Origin of the sequence: Mesorhizobium sp. M0292, assembly GCF_040321695.1 — a bacterium.
Lineage (GTDB): Bacteria > Pseudomonadota > Alphaproteobacteria > Rhizobiales > Rhizobiaceae > Mesorhizobium.
The window spans coordinates 117520-140014 of record NZ_JAMYSB010000002.1; the positions used below are offsets into that span (position 1 = coordinate 117520).

Consider the following 22495-nt stretch of genomic DNA (forward strand, 5'->3'; position numbering starts at 1 on the left):
CATTTGACCCGCATGGATTGAACCTACCTGGCTGCGAGCGGTTTCCAGGCCCTGTATTGATCGAGTTCGGCGCGCACCGAAGTCGGTGGCGCAATGATCCACATCACCTCGGCTCGGCCACTGCCGATGTTCTCTGAGCGATGTGCTGTCGATGTCGCGTATTCGATGCTGTCGCCCTCTTCCAGCACATGCCTGACATCGCCGAGCGAAACCTCGACGATGCCGCGCAGCACGACGAGCATCTCGTGCGCGTCGCCATGGGTGTAGAGCGCTGGGCCGGTCGAGCCGCCGATTTCGAACTCGCCGACATAGACTTCCATGTCGCTTAAAGGGGGACGCGAGAGCAGCATCTTGCGGCAGCCGTCGCTGGGCGGCAGGCTCGGCCGCTCGCTGCGCAGCAAGACCCCGCGCTGCCCGGCGGCACTATCCTCGAACAGCATCGCCACGCTCACCCCAAGCGCCGAGGCCATCTGGTTGAGCGAGGCGGTGCTGGCGCCGGTCAGGCCGCGCTCGAGCTGGCTGATGAAGCTGGCGCTGGTCCCGGTCAGCTCGGCGAGTTCGCGCAGCGAAAGCCGCCGGCCGAGACGCAGGCTCTTCAGCCGCTGGCCCAGCATCTGATGGGCATGCGTCGCCGTCGAGGCGACGCCGTTCTTGACCGGAGCCTGGTCGGTGCTCATCCCGTCTTTTTCTCCCACTGAACAATTTGTACAGTGACACTGTACACGTGGCAAGCGCCGGGACATTTTAAAATGCCGGCTGAGGCCTGTTCTTCGCCCGACAGGTCGCGCCGCGCCTTGTCGAGTTCCTCGGCGTAGCGTCGCATCAGATGGCCCTTGGTCAAAAGCCCGACAACGACCCGGTTGTCGAAATCCTCGACCACCGCCAGTTCCTCGGCGACGACGCGCTGGAAGGTTTCGGCGGCCGACTGGACGTTCATGGTCGGCACCAGCACCGCATCCCGGAATTTGGCCAGGGCCAGCACCGGCGTCTCACCATCGGACGGATCGCTGTGCAGTTCGGCGACGATCAGCACGCCGACATAATGCCGGCTGCTTGCGGCGCCATTCTGGCGCTGAGGCGCAGTCAGGCTTGCCGCCCCGCTTCAATTCCCCGCGAGCGTGTCGAGGTATATGAGCGATCGCTTACGCAATCGACGCAGCTGTGTTATTTTTGGCCGTCTCCATTTCCCTCAAGGAGGAGAAGATGAGTGCGCGGGGATTTTTTTCATTAGCTGTTGGCATGATTTTTTTGAGCTCGTCTGCGGTGAGCAATTCAAGCATGGATATGCCGGTTAGGTCTGTTGTGTCACACCCGATGTCTCTTTTTTTGGCGGGAGGCAATCCGGAAAACCAAAGCCGGCCGGCAAAGGAATTTATCCAGACTGCACAACAAGATGTTTGCTGTCCTGGCGGCTACCCTTGGTATCGCAATTCGACGAACACCTGCTACGGCAGCTATGAAGACTGCCACGATACCGATGGCGGCGGATGGTCCTGCAGACAGGTCAACGCCTGCTAGACTTTCTTGGGCCTACGCCTTCTTGACTGTGCCCGGTCCTCAGATCGGCTTCGGCTCGCCGGCCTCGTAGAGCATGAGGTTGCGCTCGCCTATGCCGAGCGATGCCCAGCTCGCCCGCCAATCGGCGATGTGAGGCGAGCGGAAATGCGCGTCGAGCGCGGCCCTGTCGCTCCACACCTCGATTACATGGATGAGCCCGGCGTCGAGCACGTCCTGCGCGTAGGAGTATTCGATGCAGCCGGGCTCCGCCCAGCTGCCCAGTATCATGCGCCGCATGGCCGGCCTTGCCTCGTCGAGCCGTTCCGCCGGCAAGCGAATGGTGCCGATGATCACCAGCATGATCTCTCTCCTCAAGGCCTCTGTCGTCCTGGCAACTAACCAGTCCTCCCACCCTCGCGCAAGCTTGACCGGTTAGGCTCGAAGGGCTGTCGCGTGCTCGGCAGGCTTGTGATTGGGGACGACATGGCAGTCAGCGAAAGCTTAGCGACAGGAACAGTGGCCAAGAACGGCCGCGATGTCTTCTTCGCCATCGGCATCGTCATCATCCTGGCCGTGCTGTTCCTCCCGATCCCGGCCTTCCTCATCGACATCGGCCTCGCCTTCTCGATCGCATTGTCGGTGCTGATCCTGATGGTGGCGCTGTGGATCCAGCGGCCGCTCGATTTCTCGTCCTTCCCGACCGTGCTGCTCATCGCCACCATGTTGCGGCTGTCGCTCAACATCGCCACCACGCGCATGATCCTGTCGCATGGCAATGAGGGCACGCACGCCGCCGGCTATGTCATCGCCGGCTTCTCCAAACTGGTGATGGCCAGCGATTTCGTCATCGGCCTGATCGTCTTCATGATCCTGATCGTAGTCAACTTCATCGTCATCACCAAGGGCGCCACCCGTATTGCCGAAGTCGGCGCCCGCTTTACCCTCGACGCTATCCCCGGCAAGCAGATGTCGATCGACGCCGACCTGTCCGCCGGCATGATCGACGACAAGACAGCGCAACTGCGCCGCAGAGAACTCGAGGAAGAATCGTCCTTCTTCGGCTCGATGGACGGCGCCTCGAAATTCGTGCGCGGCGATGCCATTGCCGGCCTCATCATCACCGCCATCAACATCGTCGGCGGCATCGCCATCGGCTACATCAGGCACGGCATGGGCATGGGCGAAGCCGCCGATGTCTTCATCAAGCTGTCGGTCGGCGACGGCCTGGTCACCCAGATCCCGGCGCTTATCGTTTCGCTCGCCGCCGGCCTGCTGGTGTCCAAGGGCGGCACGCGCGGCTCGACCAACCAGGCGGTGTTCGGCCAGCTCGGCGCGCATCCGCGCGCGCTCTATGTCGCGGCCTCGCTGCTCGTCCTGCTCGGCCTGATGCCCGGCCTGCCGTTCTTCCCGTTCTTCACGCTGGCTGCAGGCATGGCCGGTCTTGGCTACGTCATCCCGATGCGCGCCAACCGCGAGGCTGCCGCCGCCGAAGCGATCAAGGATCTGGAGAAGGCGAACAAGGTCGAGGAAGAGAAGAACTCGGTCAAGGCTTCGCTGACCACCGCCGAGATCGAGCTTCTGATCGGCAAGCAGCTGTCGACGCGGCTGCTGGTGTCGCATCAGGAACTGGTGTTCCGCATGGCCAAGATGCGCAAGAAATTTGCCACGCAATACGGCTTCGTCGTGCCGGAAGTGCGCGTCGCCGACGATTTCGGCATCCCGCCGAAAAGCTATCAGATCAAGGTCCACGGCACCGTCGTCGCCGAATACCAGATGCGCGTCGGCGAGATCATGGTGCTGCTGGGGAACCGGGATTTGCCCGACGTTCCCGGCGAGGAAATCCGCGAGCCGGCCTTCGGCATGCGCGCCTTCTCGGTGCTCGAAACCTTCGCCGAGGATCTGAAGCGTGAGAACTATACCTTTGCCGACAACATGTCGGTGCTGCTCACCCATTTGTCCGAGGTGATCCGCAACAACCTGCCGCAGCTTCTGTCCTACAAGGACATGAAGGCGCTGCTCGAGCGCCAGGATCCGGAATACCGCAAGCTCGCCGACGAGATCTGCACCTCGCACATCTCCTATCCCGGCCTGCAGGCGGTGCTGAAATTGCTGCTGGCCGAACGCGTATCGATCCGCAACCTGCATTTGATCATCGAGGCTATCGCCGAGATCGCGCCGCATGTGCGCCGCACCGAGCAGATCGTCGAGCATGTCCGCATCCGCATGGCCCAGCAGATCTGCGGCGATCTCTCCGAGGGCGGCATGCTCAAGGTGCTGCGCCTCGGCAACCGCTGGGACCTCGCCTTCCACCAGAGCCTCAAGCGCGACGCCAAGGGCGAGGTGCGCGAATTCGACATCGACCCGCGCCAGCTGGAGGAATTCGGCCAGGACGCGACCAAGGCGATCCGCAAGCATCTCGAGGCCGGCGAGCGTTTTGTCCTCGTCACCGCGCCCGATGCTCGCCCCTATGTGCGCATGATCATCGAGCGCCTGTTCACGACGCTTCCCGTTCTCTCCCATGTCGAAATCGCCAAGGGCGTCGAGATCAAGGTGCTCGGGACGATCTCGTGAACATACTGTCGCAAGGCGTCGTCATCGCCGCCTTCCTCGCCTTCTGTCGCATCGGCGCCTGCTTCATGCTGATGCCGGGCCTGTCCAGCGCCCGCGTGCCGGTCCAGGTCCGGCTGTTCGTGTCGATCGCCGCCACCGGTGGCCTGCTCGCCTTCCTGTGGGACAAGATCTTTCCCTTCGTCGATGCGCGTCCGCAGGTGCTGGCGCCGATGATCATCTCCGAACTTTTGGTCGGCGGGCTGATCGGCGCGATGACGAGGCTCTACATGGAGGCTCTGCGCTTCATGGGTTCGGCCATCGCCATGCTGATCGGCTATGGCGGCACCGGCGGCCCCGCCATCGAGGAGCCAGAACCGCAGGCGGCTCTCGCCGCCATCATCTCGTTTTCAGCGTTGCTGCTGCTCTTCGTCTTCGATTTCGACCACGAGATCATCCGCGCTCTGGTCGCCTCCTACACGGTGGCGCCGGTCAACGTCTTCTTCAATCCCCAGGCCGCCCTGGTCGATCTCACCGACACGGTGTCGGACGCCTTCTTCCTGGTCATCCGGCTCGGCAGCCCGTTCATCGCCTATGCCATTCTCGTCAATTTGACGATCGGCTTCGTCAACAAGCTGACGCCGCAGATCCCGGTCTATTTTATCTCGCTGCCTTTCGTCATCGCCGGCGGCATGATCATCTTCTACTTCGCCATCGGCACCATGCTGTCGCTGTTCGTCGACGGCTTTGTCGACCTGACGCTGGCGAGGTGAGATGAGCACGCGCAAGGAACGGCTGAAGAAACTGGTCAAGGTGCAGGAGCAGTTGAAGGCCCTGCACGAGACGCGCCATGCGGCCTTCCTGGCGGCAGCGGCAACCGCCGAAACCGAGGCCAGGGAACTTGTCCAGCATTTCGACGCCGACCAGTCGATGGCGGTGCTGTTCCCTGACCTCTACCATCGCCGCATCGCCAATGCGCTGGTCCGGCAGGAAGCGAGCCTGGAAGGCGCCAGGCAGGAGGTCACGCTCATCGCCACTGCGACGGCGCGCACCAACATGGTCGAGCGCGCCTACAAGGACGTGCGCCGACAGGACGAACGCGAACGCTCCGACCGCGACCGGCTCGATCTGATCGCGCAGAGGCGAGGGCAGGAATAATCGGAAGTTAGAGCCGGGTCACCTGCGGACGGCGTTCGGTTTCGTTCCGTGCGGCGGGCTGTGTTGGGTGTACGGCGCCGTGTTCGGCCTCTGCGCCTACGCCACCTACGATCTGACCATGGCGACGCCGGCAGCGCCCACCGCAAACGACCAGATCGCATCGACCCAGCCGGAGTTGCCGCTGCTGATAGCAATGGCCTAGCATCCGGCGAAGGATTTCGAGCCGGCAAGCCTGCCACAAGCTTGCTGCGGCATGGTCGCTCAGGAAACCCGGCAAAGAGGCGGACTTTCTTGGCGATTTCTCCACCCAGCGACATCGTTCTCGATGTTGCCCGAGCCGTCGACCCGGCGGATATCGAGGCTGCCCGTGCCGCGCTGGCCAAGCGGGCCAACGGCGTTGGCGGTAATTTTTCTGTCGACATGGCTGCTTCGGTCGATGCCGGCTCGATCCTGTCGCGCGCCACCGCCGACAAGGCCGCCGCAAATGCCGATCCCGCCAGCAAGTTCAAGAAGTTCGAGGCGATGGTCTTGCAGACCTTCATCCAGAACATGCTGCCCAAGGACACAGAGGGCGTCTACGGCAAGGGGCTGGCCGGCGACATGTGGAAATCGCAGCTTGCCGAGCGTGTCGCCGACGTCATGGCCGAGCGCGGAGGGATCGGCATCGCCAAATCGCTGCTCGCCGACCACTACAAGGACGGCAAGCGCACCGTGCCGATCGGCCCGGTGTCAACCGGGCCGCACAAGACCGAGATCGACCAGCAGACCCGGCTGTCCACCTCGCTGGTCGAGGAATTGCAGCGCAAGGCCGCACGGTCGATGACCGGCGACGAGACGACCATCAAAACCGAAATCAAGATCTAGACCAGGATTTTCAATGGCCGATTTTTCAAAATACTCTTCCAACCTGCCGGCGCGTACGTCCGAAGCGCCGATCCCGTTTGCACGGCCGGGCAACCTTGCCGCCATCATCGGCCGCATCGAGGAAGCGGTCGAGGAAGAGACGGCCGGTTTGAAGAACGACACCAGCTATGACCTCAAGGCCTCCAACGCCCGCAAGAGCCGCTACCTCTATGAGCTGACCCGCGCCATGAAGGGCGCCAACGAGATCGAATTCCTGGAACAGCATCGCGACAGTCTGGCGCGGCTGCGCCAGAAGCTCGCGAAAAACGAGGCTGCAATCCTCGCCCACCTCAACGCGGTCAACGAAGTCGCCACGCTGTTGAAGAACGCCATTCAGCGCGCCGAAGCCGACGGCACATACTCGGCCGGCGAATTCGGTTGGGCGAGCTGATGATCTCGGCAACAGGCGGGAACAACCGGTGATCAAATTCATCGCCGCCGCGATCTGGATCTGCGCCGCCACGCTTGGCGCGGTGTTCTATTCGTTCCAGGCGGCCGGTGAGCGCGGCGTCGGCGAGACGCCGAAACCGATGCTGGGTGGCCTCGACTACGTCAAGACCGACATCATCTCGGTGCCGCTGATCCGCGATTCCAAGATCGACGGCTATTTCCTCACCAAGCTCGTCTACACGGTCGAGCCGGCCGAGATAAAGAAGATGTCGATCCCGGCCGAAGCGCTGATGACCGATCAGGTGTATTCCTATCTCTACTCCAATCCTCAGATCGACTTCACCAAGAAGGAAACCATCGATCTCGATGCCTTCCGCAAGGCCATACGCGACACCGTCAACGCTCGCGTCGGCGCCGACCTGGTGCATGAAGTGCTGATCGACCAGGTCAACTTCCTGACCAAGGACGAAATCCGCGACAACGCCATGCGCCGCCGCAAGGATCCGGCCACGCCGACCGAACCGGCCCCGGCGGAATCGGCCCAGGCCGAGGCGGCGAAGCCCGGTGCTGAACACTAACCTTCGTCGCACGGCGAATGTTCTCTGCCGCATTCCTTCCGACTGAAACGAGATGACGCATCGCGCGTTGACGTTTACGTCAACTCGAAGCTATATGCGCCAAGCGACCCGGATCGCGGTACGCGCGAGACAGTGACTTCGGCGGAGGCCGGTCACTGAAGCGCGGCAAAACGCAACGAGACCAGGAGAACAGTCATGAGCGTTCAGGACATTGCCGAGAAGATGAGGTCGCGCGTGGCGAGCGCCGGGTTCGAACATTCCGTGAAGTTCGATACCGGCAGCAACGGCGTCATCGTCATCGACGGCGCAACCGTCTCGACCACCGACGCGCCGACCGACTGCACCATAAAGCTGTCGCTCGACGATCTGGATTCGCTGATCGCCGGCGACCTCAACCCGACCATGGCGTTCATGTCCGGCAAGATAAAGGTCGAAGGCGATATGTCGGTCGCCATGGCGCTCAGCCAACTGATCGGCTGAGCCCTTCGCAAAAACAAAACGCCGCCCTCGCTGAAATGCAAAGGACCGGCGGCGTTTGTTTTTGGACAATCAGGCGGCCAGCGACAGCCTCTGTGCCTTGAGCTTGCGACCTGCAGCCCTCAGCGTGCCACGCGCGCCGTCGAGCGCACCATCGATCAGTTCCAGCGCCAGCAGGCGGTGCCGCTCGTACGGACCAGGCATGGCGAGCGCGCCGGTCTTCTCCGCCGAGAAGCCGAAGCGGCCATAGTAAGGCGCATCGCCGACCAGCAGCACCGCGGCATGGCCGAGACGCGCGGCCTCGGCCAAAGCATGGCGCATCAGCGCCGAGCCGATGCCGGCGTTCTTCAGCGCCGGATCGACGGCGAGCGGTCCGAGCAGAAGTGCTCCCGGGCCGCCCTCGCCCAGACGTACGTCCCACAGCCGCACCGTGCCGGCAACCGCGCCGGCGGCATCCCGCACGACAAAAGCGAGACCTTCGGAAGGCCGGCGGCCACGCCGCAGCTTCTCCGACGATTTCTTGCGCCGCATCGGCCCCATGGCGCGATCGAGCAACGCTTCACGCGATGCAATGTCTGCCGCAGTTTCGGCGACGATGGGAATGGCGCCGGCAATCTCCCCCCTCGAGGGGGAGAATCCAATGCCGTCAATGTAATTTACAATGTCCATTTCCGCGATCCTTCACGAGCGGAGCTTGTTCCACAGGCGAACCCGAGCGGACGCAAACGTCCGTCTGAGGTGATCTGAAGGCCGAAGCCGTCAGATCACGTAGGATCGGAGAGGCTCGAAGCCGTTGAAGGCGACCGCCGAGTAGGTGGTCGTGTAGGCGCCGGTGCCTTCGATCAGCACATCGTCGCCGATGGTCAGCGACAGAGGCAGCGGATACGGCGTCTTCTCGTACATCACATCGGCCGAATCGCAGGTCGGGCCGGCGAGCACGCAAGGTGCTGTCTCCGAGCCGTCATGGCGGGTGACGATCGGATAGCGGATCGCCTCGTCCATCGTCTCGGCCAGACCGCCGAACTTGCCGATGTCGAGGAACACCCAGCGCACATTGTCGTTTTCGGCCTTCTTGGAGATCAGCACGACTTCCGACTTGATGACGCCGGCATTGCCGACCATGCCGCGGCCCGGCTCGATGATGGTCTCCGGGATGGCATTGCCGAAATGCTTGCGCAGCGCCGAAAAGATCGCCTGGCCGTAAGCCTGGGCCGCCGGCACGTCCCTGAGGTAGCGCGTTGGGAAACCGCCGCCCATATTGACCATCTTGAGGACGATGCCTTCATCGGCGAGCGTGGCGAACACCTTCTTGGCGTCGGCCAGCGCACGGTCCCACGCCGCCAGGTCGGTCTGCTGCGAGCCGACATGGAACGACACGCCATAGGCGTCGAGGCCGAGCGTCCTGGCATGGCGCAGCACGTCGACGGCCATCGCCGGCACGCAGCCGAACTTGCGCGACAGCGGCCACTCGGCGCCTTCGCCGTCGGTCAGCACGCGGCAGAACACGCGGGCGCCGGGAGCGACGCGGGCGATCTTGTCGACTTCCTCGACGCAATCGACGGCAAACAGCCGAATGCCGAGCTGGTAGGCGCGTGCAATGTCACGCTCCTTCTTGATGGTGTTGCCGAAGGAGATACGGTCCGCCGGCGCACCGGCGTCCATCGCCATCTCGACCTCGGCAACGGAAGCGGTGTCGAAGGATGAGCCCATCGCAGCAAGCAGGCGCAGGATTTCCGGCGCCGGATTTGCTTTCACCGCATAGTAGATCCGGGAATCGGGCAGCGCCTTTTCGAAGGCGCGAAAATTGTCGCGCACGACATCGAGGTCGACGACGAGGCAGGGGCCGGACGGACGTCGGGTGGCGAGGAAGTCGAGGATGCGCTGAGTGGCCATCGGGGTCTCTCCATTAACGCCTTGCGGCGCGCAATAAGGCTGCGGACGCGGGCTCTCGGCCTCGCGACGCGCGGTCAAACAAAGGCGGGACGGAAATTCATGGAACCAGCCGGTGGAGACCCCGGAACCATGAAACGCCGTCTCGCGGCGGTGAACCTTGGCCTTGCCCGGCCTCGGTTCGCTTTGTCTGCCTTGGCTTGGATGGGAGACCCGTCCGCACTGCCGGCAATGAAGGTGTGCCTCTTCAGTAACCCCGGTCTTTGGACGACCGGCAGAACACCAGAAAGGCCCGCACCGTCGTTGCTTCAAGGTGTCCTCGGGCTGGCGGTTGGCCGCTAGACCGACTGGAGGGGTTAGCTCCAGTTACCTTACCGATTTCCCTCACCATTCGAGGATCGGCGGACACCCACAGGCACGTGCGACTTTGGGCAAGCGCGATATAAGATCGAAAGATTTCACAATCAATAAAAATCGTATCCCAGGTTGTAAAATTTCCGGCATCGAACAATGCTGGGCCTACTGTATACGGATATCGAACGATGCCAGGCACGCACGGCCCGCTCAACGCCTTTCTTGACCTGCGCCGCATGCCGGTCGCCAATGCGGAACTGGGGCCGCTGGCCGGGCTCAGGCTGGCGGTAAAGGACATTTACGACGTCGCCGGCTACCGCACCGGTTGCGGCAATCTGGTGAAGTTCGACGAGGCGCATGCCGCGTCCAGCACGGCACCGGCCGTGCAGATGATTCTCGACGCCGGCGCGCGCTTCATCGGCAAGACGCAGACCGACGAGTTCGCTTTCTCGCTGATGGGCCAGAACGCGCATTTTCCGTTTCCGGTGAACCCGGCCGCTCCCGATCGCGTCACCGGCGGTTCCTCGTCAGGCTCGGCGGCGGCGGTGGCCGGCAAGCTTGCCGATATCGCTACCGGGTCGGACACCGGCGGCTCGATCCGCGCCCCGGCGAGCTTTTGCGGATTGATCGGGCTGCGCACCACGCATGGCCGCATTTCGCTCGAAGGCACGATGAAGCTGGCGCCGAGCTTCGACACATTCGGCTGGTTCGCCGACGACATCGAGACCTATGAGACGATCGGCAAATTGCTGCTCGGCCGCGACCCGCATCCATATCCGCTCACCCGGCCGCTTTCGATCCGCTGGCTGGACGCTTTCGTGGCCGGCCCCGCCGAGGCAGCCGAATATGCCAGGATGAGAGCGCTGGCCGCCAGTCTTATCGGTGAGCCGGCGCCGGAAGAGTACAGCTTCGCCTCCTTCCCCGACGAGCTCTACTGGTGCTTTCGCCGCCTCCAGGCCGCCGAGGCCTGGCAGCAGCATGGCGCCTGGATCATTTCTGGCGAGCGCGATCTCGGGCCGGGCGTCGAGGAGCGCTTTGGTTTTGGCCGCACGATCGACGAAAAGACCGCGCGCGCCGAGGCGGTGCGCCGCCTGACGTTCCGCTCCGAGCTAGCCGCGCTGCTCGGCCAGGACGGGTTTCTTGTCCTGCCCACCGTTCCAGGCCCCGCACCTCTGGTCAAAAGCGAGCCGCAGCAGCTCCAGGCCTACCGCGAAAGGGCCTTGCATCTTTTGTGCCTTTCGGGTCTGTCAGGCTTTCCGCAAATCACCCTGCCGCTGGGCTCGGTTGACGGTGCCCCTTTCGGCCTCTCGCTGCTCGGCCCTCCCGGCAGCGACATTGCCCTGATACGGCTCGGCCGGCGAATTCTCGATGCGGCACGAAAGGCCTGATGATGGATACACTGACCCGCATGCGCGCCTTCATCGACGTCGTCGAGGCCGAAGGCTTTTCGGCGGCCGCGCGCAAGATCGGTCGCTCCAAGGCGCTGCTGTCGAAATATGTGCGCGAACTCGAGGACGAACTCGGCGCGCTGCTGCTCAACCGCACCACGCGGCAGTTCTCGTTGACTGAGGCCGGCCATACCTATTACAGCCGCGCTTCGGAAATCGTGCGCGAGGTCGACAGCCTAGCCGACGCCGTGCGCGAATCCTCCGGTGACGTGCGCGGCAGGATCAAGCTGTCGGCGGCGCGCACCTTTGCCGATGCACCGATCGGCCAGTCGCTGATCGACTTCGCCAAGCAGCATCCCGACATCGTGCTCGACATCCATCTCGACGACCGTTTTGTCGATCTGGTCGAGGAAGGTTTCGATCTTGCCGTGCGCATCTCGCGCCTGGAGAACTCATCGCTGATCGCCCGCCGCCTGGGGCCGTTTTCGATCAAGCTTTGCGCCTCGCCGGAGCTGATCGCCAAGCACGGCAAGCCGACGCGCCCGCAGGATCTCGCCAACTTGCCCTGCATCGTCGACACCAATGGCCGCTCGCTCGCCAACTGGCGCTTCAGGGGCGATGGCGAGGAGTCTGTCAGTGTCAACGTATCGGGTCCGATCGAGGTCAACAGCCCGATGGCCGCGCGAGCCGCCGCCGTGTCCGGTCTGGGCTTCACCATCCTGCCGGATTTCATCGCCGCACCCGACCTCGCATCCGGGCTGCTGGTGTCCTTGCTTGACGACCGCATCCAGTCGGGCAGCGGCATTTTCGCCGTCTACCCGCACCGCCGCTATCTGCCGGCCAAGGTCCGTGTCTTCGTCGATTTTCTGGTGCAGTGGTTCAAGAACCGCGAGAGCGCCTGACCCGGTCTTGCCGTGCCGCGGTCCCAATTTCGCCCCGTTTCTGGTAACCTCTCGAAATCTCTCCGAGGCCGATGGAACAGCGACCGAGAATGCATCTGAAACGGCACGCAATCATGCTGGCTTCGGCCTTGGCGGCGCCTTTTGCCGCCGTCGGAGCGGCTGGCGCGCATCCTCATGTCTTCGCCGAGGCCCGCCTCGACGTGATCCTCTCTCCGGATCACCAAAGTGTGAAAGCGCTGCGTCACCTCTGGCGTTTCGATGATCTGTTTTCGAGTACGGTGATGATGGAGTTCGACAAGAACTCCGACCTGAAGCTTGACGACAAGGAGCTGAAGGATGTCGCCGACACAGTTCATGCCTCGCTGGCCGAATTCAACTATTTCCAGCTCGTCACCGTCGACGGCAAGGACGTGCCTATGACGCCGCCACCGCATCTGATGGCCAATTTTGACAACGACCAGTTGATCATCCTGTTCGAATCCGAACCCAAGGTGCCGATCAAGCTCGCCGGCAAGATCGATTTCGGCGTCTACGATCCAACCTTCTACACAGCGATCGACTTCACCGAGGATAGCAACATCACGGTGGAAGGCCTGCCCTCGAACTGCACCAAGAGCGTCATCCGGCCTGATCCAGACGAGGCGATCAAGGAAAACCAGAAGACCCTGACGGACGCGTTCTTCAACGACCCGACAGGCACCGACATGAGCAAGATCTTCGCCACCAAGCTCGAACTGAATTGCCCGCCAGAAGGATAGATCCGGTGATGAAACCGTCCCTGCGTTTGGCATTCGGCCTTGTGGCCGCTGCCCTGCTGATGACGCACTTTCTCGGGCAGGCCCATGCCCAGAGCTCACTCGGCATCGGTGTCAATGACGGCATGGCGCCCACCACCGGCCCGTTCGCCCACATCCTGATGTGGATCAATCTGCGCCAGCAGGAATTCTACCGCGCATTGGCCACGGCGATGAAAGCAATGCGCGAGGACGGCAGCAAGATGTGGCTGCTGATCGGCCTGTCCTTCGCCTACGGCATTTTCCACGCCGCCGGCCCCGGCCACGGCAAGGCGGTGATCTCGTCCTACATGGTGGCCAATGAAGTGGCGCTCAGGCGCGGTATCCTGCTGTCCTTCGTCTCGGCGCTGCTGCAGGGCCTGACCGCGATCCTGGTGATGCTGCTTGCCTATTTCGTCCTGCGCGGCACCGCGATCTCGATGACCGACGCAGCCTGGTTCATGGAGATCATGAGCTATGTCTTCGTCACTTTGTTCGGCGCCTGGCTGCTGTGGCGCAAGCTTGGGCCCACGGTCCAGCGCTGGTTCGGCAGGGCGCCCGCCTACAGCCTGTCGGCAGCCCACGCCGGTCATTCCCATGGCGGCCATTCGCATGCCGCTCACAGCCACGCGGCGCATGCGCATTCGCATGCCTTGCATGTGCATCACGACCATTCGCATGATCATCACGATCACGCTGCGCACGACCACGACACACACGATCATTCCCATCACGACCACGCTCATCACGATCACGCCGCTCACGATCACCCAGCCGGCGAGGTCTGTGATACGTGCGGCCACTCACATGCGCCCGATCCGGCGCTGCTGTCGGGCGACCGCTTCGACTGGCGCACGGCCTGGTCGGCTGTAGCCGCCGTCGGCATCCGCCCCTGCTCCGGCGCGCTGATTGTGCTGAGCTTCGCTTTGCTCAACGGCCTGTGGCTCGGCGGCCTGCTGTCGGTGCTGGCGATGTCGATTGGAACCGCCATCACAGTCTCGGCGCTGGCAACGATCGCAGTCACCGCCAAGAACTGGGCGGTCTATTTCGCCGGCGACGGCCGCATGGGCAACCGCATCCACACAGTCGTCGAAATCGGCGGCGCCGCCTTCGTCTTCCTGTTCGGGCTGTTGCTGTTGTCGGCGAGCCTGTCCGGAGCTGTGTGACCTCGGCGGGTCAGGCCTGACCCGCGATCATTCCGCCCAGCTCATCCTCGATATGAGCGCGGATGATTTCATCGAAACTGTTTTCGGCGCTGAAGCCGAGGTCCCTTGCACGGCGCGCCTCGAAGCGCGTCGGCCAACCCTTGACGATCGCCCAGATCGTTTCGTCGGGCTCCTCACGGATCAGGCTCGCCACCTCGGCGCCTGCAGTGCGCTCCACCGCCTCGATCTGCTCGCCGACGGTGACGGCAACGCCGGGCATTGTAAGGTTGCGGCGCGGCCCGACAGCGGCACCGTCGAGCCCGGCGGCATGGATCAGGAAACCGACCGCAGAGCGCGGGCTGGCATGGGTGTGCAGCACCGAGCGCGGCACCGGCAGGATCGCCTCGTGGCCGCTCAGCGGCTCGCGGATGATGCCGGAGAAGAAACCTGACGCCGCCTTGTTCGGCTTGCCGGGCCGCACGCAGATGGTCGGCAGCCTTATGCCGATGCCGTCGAAGAAGCCGCGCCTGGAATAGTCGGCCAGCAGCGCTTCGCTCATCTGCTTCTGCGTGCCGTAGGAGGTCAGCGGCGTCGGATGGAAGTCGTCCGGGATGACATCGGGGAACGGCGCGCCGAACACCGCGATCGACGAGGTGAAGACCAGACGCGGCGAAAAGCCCGCCAGCCGGACCGCATCGAACAGAGCCCGTGTGCCGTCGAGATTGACGCGGTAGCCGAGATCGAAATTCGCCTCCGCCTCGCCCGACACGATGCCGGCGAGATGGAACATGACGTCGGGGCGTGAGGCGACCAGGCTCTCGGCAGCACCGGCGTCGGCAAGGTCGCCCGTATGCGTGGCGATGCTGACGCCGTCCATCGCCGGCGCCTGCGGCGGCACGATGTCGTGCAGGTCGAGCCCGGTGATCTTGCGGCCGTTGAGCGTGCCGTCCTTGGCCAGCCGGTCGACAAGTTTGCGGCCGACCATGCCGGCGGCGCCAGTAATCAGGATGCGCATTTCAAAGCCTCTTATTTGCCCTTGTTCTGGCTGCGACCCCGCAACCAGAACACCAGAAAGAATGCCAGCACGAAGGCGATGCCGACGATGCCGGCAAGCACGGTCGAGACATTGCCGACGGCCAGCATCACGGTCGGCAGATAGAACGCCGCGATGCCGAACAGCAGCATGATCCAGGCTGCGGCAATCAGCGCGTTTCGCGTGTCGCGATCCATCATGCCGTCCCGCCACAGCGGGAACTCGTCAACTCGGATGCCAATGCCATGAAATTCCCTGTCAGTGATAATGGCCGTGATGCGGTGGCGCACCATGGTCGTGGTCATGATCGTGCTCGTCATGGCTGTCGGCGCACTGGCCGAATTCCGGTTCGACCGTCGCGTGGCTGATGCCGTGTTCGGCGGCGAGCCGCTTCTTGATGGCGCTGACCGCCTGGTGCGGATCGACGCCATCGTTGAGGCAGGCATGCAGCGTCGCCATGTTGCTGGAGCCGTCCAGCGACCAGACATGCATATGGTGCACCTCGCGCACGCCCTTGACGGTGCCGGCAATGTCCTTGGCGATGATGTCGCGGTCGAGGCTTGCCGGTACGCCTTCGAGAAGGACGTGGGCGGCTTCGCGCATCAATGACCATGCGGTGGACAGGATCAGCACCGAGACCAGCACCGACAGAATCGGGTCGATCGGCGTCCAGCCGGTGGCCAGGATGACCAGCGCCGCCACGATCGCCGCCGCCGAACCGAGCAGGTCGCCCAGCACATGCAGGATGGCGCCGCGCATGTTGAGGCTGTCGCGGTCGCCGCCATGCAGCACGAAGAACGAGGCGAAGTTTACCAGAAGGCCGGCGATCGCCACCACCAGCATCGGCCCGCCCAGCACCGGCGCCGGCGTCATCAGCCGGCCCCAGGCTTCGTAGACGATCCACAGCGCAATCGCGAAGATGGCAATGCCGTTGGTGTAGGCAACCAGCGTCTTGACTCGGCCGAAGCCGTAGGTGAGGCGCACCGTCGCCGGCCGCCCGCCAAGATGGAAGGCGTACCAGGCAAGGCCAAGCGCGATCGAGTCGGCGAGCATGTGGCCGGCGTCGGCCAGCAGCGCCAGTGATCCCGTCAAAAGGCCGCCAAGCACTTCGGCCACCATGAAGCCGGCGGTCAGGCAGGCTGCGATCAGCACACGCTTCTTGTCGGTCGAGCCATGCACGTGGCCGGCGCCATGCCCAGCATGCGAACCATGATCATGGCTGTGCGCCATCGGAAAAAACTCCTGTTACGCGCCGAACTCGGCGCGGAAATCCTCGAGCCGCCGCTTCTGCCGGCCTTCGCCATCGAAATTGGCGGGATCGAGCCATGCCTCATAGGCTTTGCGCAGCGCCGGCCATTCCTTGTCGATGATCGAGTACCATGCGGTATCGCGGTTTTCACCCTTGACCACAAGATGCTGGCGGAAAATGCCCTCGAACTTGAAGCCGAACCGTTCCGCCGCGCGCTTTGACGGCTCGTTGCGGTTGTTGCATTTCCACTCGTAGCGGCGATAGCCGAGCCCGTCGAAAATATACTTCATGAACAGGAACTGCGCCTCGGTCGCTGCCGGCTTGCGCGAGATCAGCGGCCCCCAATAGATGTTGCCGATCTCGATGACGCCATAGGTGGGATCGATGCGCATCAGCGTCTGTCGCCCGGCGACCTTGCCGCTGGCCTTGTCGATGACGGTGAAGAACAGCGGATCCTCGCTCGCCTCGACCTTGTCCAGCCATGGCTGGAAATCGGCGCGGGTTTGCGGCGGGTAGTCGGGCAGCCAGGCAAAGCGTCCATCGATGTCGGGCACGGACGACGCCTCGTACAACCCATCGCCGTGCTTTTCGGCGCTCAGCGGTTCGAGCCGGACATAGCGGCCGTCAATGGGCTTGCGCTCGGGCCGCGGACGCGCTTGCCAATCTTTGAGATTTTCCGACACGCAAAACTCCAATCCGTTTGACTTTTGTGAGCAGACGCTCACAAAAACGCGACCTAACAGCAAGAACCACACGGACGGGAAAAATGCTCCACACGATTTCGGCCTTCGACCGCCTCGGCGAGGAAAACGCCTTTGCCGTGCTGGCGCGCGCCACTGCACTGGCTCAACAGGGCCGCGACATCGTCAATCTCGGCATCGGCCAGCCCGACTTCAAAACGCCGCAGCACATTGTCGAGGCCGCGATCAAGGCGCTGCGCGACGGCCACCATGGCTACACCCCGGCCAATGGCCTGCTGGCGACGCGCGAAGCGGTGGTGCGGCGCACGCTGACCACTACCGGCGTCGAAGTCTCGCCCGAGAATGTAATGATCCTGCCCGGCGGCAAGCCGACCATGTTCGCGGCCATCTTGATGTTCGGCGAACCCGGCGCCGAGATCCTCTATCCAGACCCAGGCTTTCCGATCTACCGCTCGATGATCGAGTTCACCGGCGCCGCGCCCATTCCGGTGCCGATCCGCGAGGAGAACGGCTTTGCCTTCTCGGCAGAAGAGACGCTGGCGCTGATCACGTCGAAGACCAGACTGCTAATCCTCAACTCACCGGCCAACCCGACCGGCGGCGTCACGCCGCGCGCCGAGATCGAGAAGTTGGTGGAGGGGCTGCAAGCGCATCCGCAGGTCGCTATCCTCTCCGACGAAATCTACGACGTCATGACCTATGACGGCGAGACGCATTTTTCGCTGCTCAATTTTCCGGAAATTCGCGACCGGCTGATCGTGCTCAACGGCTGGTCGAAGACATGGGCGATGACCGGCTGGCGCATGGGCTGGTCGATCTGGCCGAATGGCGACAAGGGCGGGCATCTCTACGACAAGGTCCGCAAGCTGGCGGTCAATTGCTGGTCCTGCGTCAACGCGCCGAGCCAGTTCGCCGGCATCGCCGCCATCGACGGCCCGCAGGACGATGTCGACAAGATGATGCGCGCCTTCGACAACCGCAGGAAGATCGTGGTCGAGGGGCTGAACGCGCTGCCCGGCGTCTCCTGCATTACGCCGAAAGGCGCATTCTATGCCTTCCCGAATGTTTCGAAGACCGGCTGGAAGGCCAAGAAGCTCGCCTCGGCACTGCTCGAGGAGGCCGGCGTGGCGCTGATCGGCGGCCCCGATTTCGGCATTCTCGGCGAAGGCTACATCAGGCTTTCCTACGCCAATTCCGAAGAGAACATCTTGCACGCGCTGGAGCGGATCGAGGCGTTTTTGAAGAAGTAGGCCTTCGGCTGTTCACCCACGCCCCACGAACGGCATCTTGGTCGCCATCACCGTCATGAACAGCACGTTGGCGTCGAGCGGCAGGCTGGCCATGTGGACGACGGCGTCGGCGACGCGCTGGACGTCCATCACCGCTTCGGCGGCGATGGTGCCATTGGCTTGCGGCACGCCGACCGTCATGGCATGCGCCATATCGGTCAGCGCGTTGCCTATGTCGATCTGGCCGCAGGCGATATCATAGGGCCGGCCGTCGAGCGCCAGCGTCTTGGTCAGCCCCGATATGGCGTGCTTGGTCGCGGTGTAGGGCACCGAGCCCGGCCGTGGCGCATAGGCCGACACAGAGCCATTGTTGATGATGCGGCCGCCCATCGGCTTTTGCTTGCGCATGGCGCCGAAGGCGGCGCGGGCGCACAGGAAGGATCCGGTGAGATTGACGCCGACAATATCGTTCCAAACCTCGACCGGTATCTCGTCGATCGGCGTCGACTTGTAGCTCATGCCGGCATTGTTGAAGAGCAGGTCGACGCGGCCGAAGGCTGCGGCCACCGTCTCGAACAGATCATCGACTTCGCCGGCCTTGCTGATGTCGCAGGCAACTGCCAGCGCCTTGGCGTCCGCTTTCCCGGCTTCGGTAATGGCGGCGTCGAGCACCGCTTTGCGGCGGCCGCAAAACACCGTGTTCCAGCCCGCCTTGAGCAGCGCCGTGGCGACGCTCTTGCCGATGCCGGTGCCGGCGCCGGTGACGATGGCGGTTTTCTCTGTGAGGGCTGTCATGGATTTTGCTCCTGCGCGCCGCGCATCCCCGGCACAGATCGGGGTGCATCCGAATGCACCGACCCATCGCAAATGAGGGCGATCATGGCAAGCCGGACACTAATGCATGTCGCTCAAAAGTGGCCCCGGTTCTGAGAGAACGACATGCACCAGGACAAAAACATGAAGCGCCACGCGCTTTATGTGATCGGTCCAACAAAAAGGGCGGTCATTGGCGACCGCCCCCTGATCTGAACCGGGCTTGGGAGGAGGAAAAGCCGATCCGACTGACTAAAATCATGCGCTTCCTCGGTAAACGAGACGTTAACGCATTTTTCCGGCCTCGGCCCCCCTGCCCCAGGCGCGCGGCTGCGTTGTCTACCAGCGCGGGTTCGGCGCCGTGCCTGACGGAACCGGCACCTTGGCCGCCGACACCGTCGCCTCGACATGATCGACGAGCGCATCCGGCAGGCCGAGCCGGCCGGCGAGCAGGTCGAGATAGCCGCGTTCGGCGCGCGTATCGGGGTCAATCGTCAGTCGCGACGCCGTGTAGAGCTCGAGCCTCTGCTCATCGGTCTTGGCGCCGGCGACCAGCGTATCGAGGTCGAGCGGGCTGTCCAGCTCCGCCATCAGAAACTTTTCCGCTTCCGTGCCGATGCCGGCCAGACTGAGCTTGCCGGCGATCTTTTGGCGCTCCGCGTCATCGACATGGCCATCGGCCTTGGCCGCCGAGATCATCGCCCGCACCAGGGTCAGCGTGAACTCGTCCTCCCCCTGTGGCGCCTGTGAAGGATTAAAGCCGGTGTCGGCGGGCGGCGGCAGCAATTCCGGCTGGCCGGCCGCCGGCGCCTGCTCGGGTGCATTGCCGGCCTTGTAATTCTGGTAGGCCTTGTAGGCGAGACCGCCGATCGCAGCCAGTCCGCCGAGCTTCACGGCCGTGCCGGTGACCTGCCGTCCCGTGCCGGTTCCAAGCAGCACCGCAGCCAGCGCACCGGCGGCCAGCGGATTGTCCTTGGCCATCTGCACAGCCTGCCCGGCCTTGTCGCGAACGGTGCCGGTTGTGCCGGGAACTTGCGAGCCGAGCAGATTGTCGAGAAGCTTCTTGGGGTCGAACATGGTGCCTCCAGAAAAGGGCCCGCGCCAAACGTGAACGGGCAGGTTTTGGACGTTGCAGAGGTAGGTCCCGCACACTGACATTACAATGACGGAGACGCGCTTTACTATCGGCGCCGGCAATGCCGCAAATCGGTGATCGGTGTGTCGATACCGGCCTCGGCTTGCGCTAATGTCGCCGCGGCATTGCCGAGGGAGGAACCTTGCCGTGACCGATCAACCTGGCCGGGAACCGGCGCGCGATCCGCAGGATCTGGAACGTTTGTTGATCGACCGGCAGTGGGCCGGAGACATTGACGGCATGGTGGCGCTGTTCCAACCCGATGCCGTCATCGACACCGGAGCAGCCGAATTGACGCGTGGCCACGAGGCGATCCGCGCTTTGTTCGAAGCCTTTGCCGCGAGCGGACGAAAGTTCCAGCGCGGCGAGCAGCGCCCGGCGGCCATTAACGGCGACCTCGCGTTGACGTCGACCAGGCTTGCCGACGGCTCGATAACCTCAGAGGTCGCGCGCCGGCAGGCCGACGGCACATGGCTGTGGGTGATCGACCGCTATTCTGTCGTGTGGTGATCCAGTCAGGGCGTCGGCGGCACTTAACTGCCGATATGTCCCCTGCCCTGCGCCTGCGCAAGTTCGACCTGGCGCTGGCGCTCGGCATAGCGGGTGCGATCCTCATCCGAGCGTGCCTCGTAGCAATGCGGGCATGACACGCCGGTGGAAAAATGCGGCGACAGCCGGTCCTCCGGCGTCAGCGGATGCCGGCAGGCGCGGCAGAGTTCGGCCTCGCCTTCGGTCAACCCATGCGACACCGAGACCCGCTCGTCGAAGACGAAACACTCGCCCTGCCACAGGCTGTCTTCGGCCGGGACCTCTTCAAGATATCTGAGGATGCCGCCCTTGAGATGGAACACATCCTTGAAGCCGAGCGACTTCACATAGGCCGTCGCCTTTTCGCAGCGGATGCCGCCGGTGCAGAACATCGCGACCTTGCGGCCGTCGAGTTGGTCGCGGTGTTTTTCCACCCAGGCCGGGAATTCGCGAAAGCTTGACGTGCGCGGGTCCACCGCGCCCTCGAACGTGCCGATCGACACTTCGTACGCGTTGCGAGTGTCGATGACGATGGTGCCGGGGTCCGAGATCAGCGCGTTCCAGTCGGCCGGCGCGACATAGGTCCCCGCACCCGTCGCCGGGTCGAGGTCTTCGACGCCCATGGTGACGATCTCGCGCTTCAGCCGCACCTTCATGCGATGAAACGGCATTTCGGCGGCAGTGCTGTATTTGACCTCGAGATCGGCAAGACCCTCGATGGCCTCGAGATAAGCGATCAGGTCGGCTATGTCGGTTTCGCTGCCGGCGACCGTGCCGTTGATACCTTCCTGCGCCAGAAGCAATGTGCCCTTGATGCCGCGCCCGCAGCAGAAGGCGGCAAGTGGCGCGCGCAAGACCCGCAGCGCATCGAAGTCGCCCAGCCTCGCAAATTTGTAGAGCGCAGCGACGCGCACGGGTTCATGGTTGGTCATCGCCAAGCCACTAAACCGTGGTCAAAGCGGATTCAAGGCAGAGCTAAAGACACCTTGTCGGTATTCGCCAGCAGGCTCGTTGGCCGACATGTGACATCGCGGCAGGCCGGGTTTCGTGGACTCGGAATCGGCCTTCTGCTAATCGGTTGAAATCACCTAGGGAGAGACAAGCCAATGCTCAGCAAGACCGAAACGCTCCTGTCGCTGCTCAATGGCCAGCCGGTCATTCCGGTGCTGAAGATCGCCAATGTCGCGGACGCCGTCCCGCTCGCCCGGGCGCTGGCCGCCGGCGGCCTGCCGGCAATCGAGATCACGTTGAGAACCGCCGATGCGCTGGAAGCGATCCGCCGCGTCGCCGGTGAGGTCGAGGGCGCCATTGTCGGCGCCGGCACAATTCTCGATGCCAAGCAGTTCGACGAGGCAGCGGCCGCTGGCTCGAAATTCATTGTCAGCCCCGGCATCACGCGAGAGTTGCTGGCGGCGGCCAAGGACAGCGACGTTCCCTTGCTGCCCGGCGCCATCACGCCCGGCGAGATCATGGCTGCCCGCGAGGCCGGCCTGCGGTTCCTGAAATTCTTCCCGGCCGAACAATCCGGCGGCATCGCCTCGCTGAAGGCCTTTGCCTCGCCGCTGGCCGACGTGAGATTCTGCCCGACCGGCGGCATCTCGGCCAAGAACGCGGCCGACTATCTCAGCCTGTCCAACGTTATCTGCGTCGGCGGCTCGTGGGTGGCGCCGGACGAGTTGGTCAAGGCCGGCAAGTGGGATGAGATCGAGGCGCTCGCACAGACCGCGAGCAAGCTCGGAAAATAACCTCCGCTACTTTGTCTTTGCGCAATCCCAAGGGAAGCGCTCCGCGCTTTCCCGGGAAAA

The 22495-nt window shown here is 63.5% G+C and carries 28 protein-coding genes; 16 read left to right on the top strand and 12 right to left on the bottom strand.

What is annotated here, in order from left to right; translation table 11 throughout:
* Nucleotides 1-23 precede the first annotated feature (23 nt).
* Nucleotides 24-677: a helix-turn-helix domain-containing protein gene (locus tag NKI96_RS03390; protein WP_027049833.1), complete on the bottom strand. Its 654-nt coding sequence runs from the start codon at nt 675-677 to the stop codon at nt 24-26.
* The gene (locus tag NKI96_RS03395; protein ID WP_023807235.1) at nt 674-1033 is read right to left on the bottom strand and encodes a hypothetical protein; all 360 of its coding nucleotides are present in this window, start codon (nt 1031-1033) and stop codon (nt 674-676) included. The genes NKI96_RS03390 and NKI96_RS03395 overlap by 4 nt, the downstream gene beginning before the upstream one ends.
* A 170-nt stretch (nt 1034-1203) precedes the next feature.
* Between NKI96_RS03395 and NKI96_RS03400 the strand changes: the two genes are divergently transcribed.
* Entirely contained in the window at nt 1204-1518 is a 315-nt protein-coding gene (locus tag NKI96_RS03400; RefSeq protein WP_155921527.1) for a hypothetical protein, read from the top strand.
* A 39-nt stretch (nt 1519-1557) separates the two neighbouring features.
* Here NKI96_RS03400 and NKI96_RS03405 read toward each other — a convergent pair whose 3' ends face one another.
* The gene (locus tag NKI96_RS03405) at nt 1558-1857 is read right to left on the bottom strand and encodes a putative quinol monooxygenase (protein ID WP_023691739.1); all 300 of its coding nucleotides are present in this window, start codon (nt 1855-1857) and stop codon (nt 1558-1560) included.
* Nucleotides 1858-1980: 123 nt separating this feature from the next.
* Here NKI96_RS03405 and flhA point away from each other — a divergent pair, with 123 nt between their 5' ends.
* The 8 genes from flhA to NKI96_RS03445 all read left to right on the top strand — a co-directional run bounded on the left by flhA (nt 1981) and on the right by NKI96_RS03445 (nt 7553).
* Nucleotides 1981-4068 (top strand): flagellar biosynthesis protein FlhA, encoded by a 2088-nt coding sequence (gene flhA, locus NKI96_RS03410; protein WP_023671908.1) that lies wholly within the window; start codon nt 1981-1983, stop codon nt 4066-4068.
* Complete coding sequence (gene fliR / locus NKI96_RS03415) at nt 4065-4817, top strand: flagellar biosynthetic protein FliR (protein ID WP_023691740.1); 753 nt, start codon at nt 4065-4067, stop codon at nt 4815-4817. Before flhA ends, fliR begins: the two co-directional genes overlap by 4 nt.
* 1 nt (nt 4818) lies before the next feature.
* Nucleotides 4819-5202, top strand: a complete 384-nt coding sequence (locus NKI96_RS03420) for a hypothetical protein (RefSeq protein WP_023691741.1) — start codon at nt 4819-4821, stop codon at nt 5200-5202.
* Nucleotides 5203-5269: 67 nt separating this feature from the next.
* On the top strand, nt 5270-5404 hold the full coding sequence (locus tag NKI96_RS03425) for a hypothetical protein (RefSeq protein WP_023691742.1): 135 nt from the start codon (nt 5270-5272) through the stop codon (nt 5402-5404).
* An 89-nt stretch (nt 5405-5493) separates the two neighbouring features.
* Complete coding sequence (locus NKI96_RS03430; RefSeq protein WP_023671918.1) at nt 5494-6066, top strand: rod-binding protein; 573 nt, start codon at nt 5494-5496, stop codon at nt 6064-6066.
* A gap of 13 nt (nt 6067-6079) precedes the next feature.
* Nucleotides 6080-6496: a hypothetical protein gene (locus tag NKI96_RS03435; RefSeq protein ID WP_023671919.1), complete on the top strand. Its 417-nt coding sequence runs from the start codon at nt 6080-6082 to the stop codon at nt 6494-6496.
* A gap of 28 nt (nt 6497-6524) precedes the next feature.
* Nucleotides 6525-7073 carry a hypothetical protein gene (locus NKI96_RS03440; RefSeq protein WP_352802932.1) on the top strand — a complete coding sequence of 183 codons (549 nt, stop codon included), beginning with the start codon at nt 6525-6527 and terminating at the stop codon, nt 7071-7073.
* Nucleotides 7074-7268: 195 nt separating this feature from the next.
* On the top strand, nt 7269-7553 hold the full coding sequence (locus NKI96_RS03445) for an SCP2 sterol-binding domain-containing protein (RefSeq protein WP_023683274.1): 285 nt from the start codon (nt 7269-7271) through the stop codon (nt 7551-7553).
* Nucleotides 7554-7622: 69 nt separating this feature from the next.
* Here the strand turns inward: NKI96_RS03445 and NKI96_RS03450 are convergent, their stop codons facing one another.
* The gene (locus NKI96_RS03450; protein ID WP_023728392.1) at nt 7623-8219 is read right to left on the bottom strand and encodes a GNAT family N-acetyltransferase; all 597 of its coding nucleotides are present in this window, start codon (nt 8217-8219) and stop codon (nt 7623-7625) included.
* A gap of 90 nt (nt 8220-8309) precedes the next feature.
* Nucleotides 8310-9443 (bottom strand): ornithine/lysine decarboxylase, encoded by a 1134-nt coding sequence (gene odc2 / locus NKI96_RS03455; RefSeq protein WP_352802935.1) that lies wholly within the window; start codon nt 9441-9443, stop codon nt 8310-8312.
* A gap of 539 nt (nt 9444-9982) precedes the next feature.
* On the opposite strand from odc2, the gene NKI96_RS03460 reads away from it, so the two are divergent.
* From NKI96_RS03460 to NKI96_RS03475, 4 genes are all read left to right on the top strand, one after another.
* Complete coding sequence (locus NKI96_RS03460; RefSeq protein WP_023695723.1) at nt 9983-11182, top strand: amidase; 1200 nt, start codon at nt 9983-9985, stop codon at nt 11180-11182.
* A gap of 2 nt (nt 11183-11184) precedes the next feature.
* Nucleotides 11185-12084, top strand: a complete 900-nt coding sequence (locus NKI96_RS03465) for a LysR family transcriptional regulator (protein ID WP_023671925.1) — start codon at nt 11185-11187, stop codon at nt 12082-12084.
* A gap of 89 nt (nt 12085-12173) precedes the next feature.
* The gene (locus NKI96_RS03470; protein ID WP_023695722.1) at nt 12174-12842 is read left to right on the top strand and encodes a DUF1007 family protein; all 669 of its coding nucleotides are present in this window, start codon (nt 12174-12176) and stop codon (nt 12840-12842) included.
* A gap of 8 nt (nt 12843-12850) precedes the next feature.
* On the top strand, nt 12851-14023 hold the full coding sequence (locus NKI96_RS03475; RefSeq protein ID WP_502900247.1) for a nickel/cobalt transporter: 1173 nt from the start codon (nt 12851-12853) through the stop codon (nt 14021-14023).
* 10 nt (nt 14024-14033) lie between these two features.
* Here the strand turns inward: NKI96_RS03475 and denD are convergent, their stop codons facing one another.
* The 4 genes from denD to NKI96_RS03495 are packed head-to-tail and all read right to left on the bottom strand — an operon-like array spanning nt 14034 to nt 16967.
* A complete protein-coding gene (denD, locus tag NKI96_RS03480; RefSeq protein WP_023733467.1) occupies nt 14034-15017 on the bottom strand; it encodes a D-erythronate dehydrogenase in 984 nt (327 codons plus the stop codon).
* Between the two features lie 11 nt (nt 15018-15028).
* On the bottom strand, nt 15029-15235 hold the full coding sequence (locus NKI96_RS03485) for a hypothetical protein (RefSeq protein WP_023686390.1): 207 nt from the start codon (nt 15233-15235) through the stop codon (nt 15029-15031).
* 58 nt (nt 15236-15293) lie between these two features.
* Complete coding sequence (locus NKI96_RS03490; protein ID WP_352802938.1) at nt 15294-16265, bottom strand: cation diffusion facilitator family transporter; 972 nt, start codon at nt 16263-16265, stop codon at nt 15294-15296.
* 15 nt (nt 16266-16280) lie between these two features.
* A complete protein-coding gene (locus NKI96_RS03495) occupies nt 16281-16967 on the bottom strand; it encodes a GNAT family N-acetyltransferase (protein ID WP_023701049.1) in 687 nt (228 codons plus the stop codon).
* 83 nt (nt 16968-17050) lie between these two features.
* Here NKI96_RS03495 and NKI96_RS03500 point away from each other — a divergent pair, with 83 nt between their 5' ends.
* Complete coding sequence (locus NKI96_RS03500; RefSeq protein WP_023701048.1) at nt 17051-18235, top strand: pyridoxal phosphate-dependent aminotransferase; 1185 nt, start codon at nt 17051-17053, stop codon at nt 18233-18235.
* Nucleotides 18236-18247: 12 nt separating this feature from the next.
* Here NKI96_RS03500 and NKI96_RS03505 read toward each other — a convergent pair whose 3' ends face one another.
* Together NKI96_RS03505 and NKI96_RS03510 are read right to left on the bottom strand one after the other, a co-directional pair.
* Nucleotides 18248-19009 carry an SDR family oxidoreductase gene (locus tag NKI96_RS03505; protein WP_023710952.1) on the bottom strand — a complete coding sequence of 254 codons (762 nt, stop codon included), beginning with the start codon at nt 19007-19009 and terminating at the stop codon, nt 18248-18250.
* 357 nt (nt 19010-19366) lie between these two features.
* Nucleotides 19367-20104, bottom strand: a complete 738-nt coding sequence (locus NKI96_RS03510; RefSeq protein ID WP_352802941.1) for a tellurite resistance TerB family protein — start codon at nt 20102-20104, stop codon at nt 19367-19369.
* Between the two features lie 205 nt (nt 20105-20309).
* Between NKI96_RS03510 and NKI96_RS03515 the strand changes: the two genes are divergently transcribed.
* Nucleotides 20310-20672: a YybH family protein gene (locus tag NKI96_RS03515; RefSeq protein WP_023701047.1), complete on the top strand. Its 363-nt coding sequence runs from the start codon at nt 20310-20312 to the stop codon at nt 20670-20672.
* Nucleotides 20673-20695: 23 nt separating this feature from the next.
* Here NKI96_RS03515 and trhO read toward each other — a convergent pair whose 3' ends face one another.
* Nucleotides 20696-21622 carry an oxygen-dependent tRNA uridine(34) hydroxylase TrhO gene (gene trhO / locus NKI96_RS03520; protein ID WP_352802944.1) on the bottom strand — a complete coding sequence of 309 codons (927 nt, stop codon included), beginning with the start codon at nt 21620-21622 and terminating at the stop codon, nt 20696-20698.
* Between the two features lie 174 nt (nt 21623-21796).
* Between trhO and NKI96_RS03525 the strand changes: the two genes are divergently transcribed.
* The gene (locus NKI96_RS03525; protein ID WP_352802945.1) at nt 21797-22435 is read left to right on the top strand and encodes a 2-dehydro-3-deoxy-phosphogluconate aldolase; all 639 of its coding nucleotides are present in this window, start codon (nt 21797-21799) and stop codon (nt 22433-22435) included.
* Nucleotides 22436-22495 lie beyond the last annotated feature (60 nt).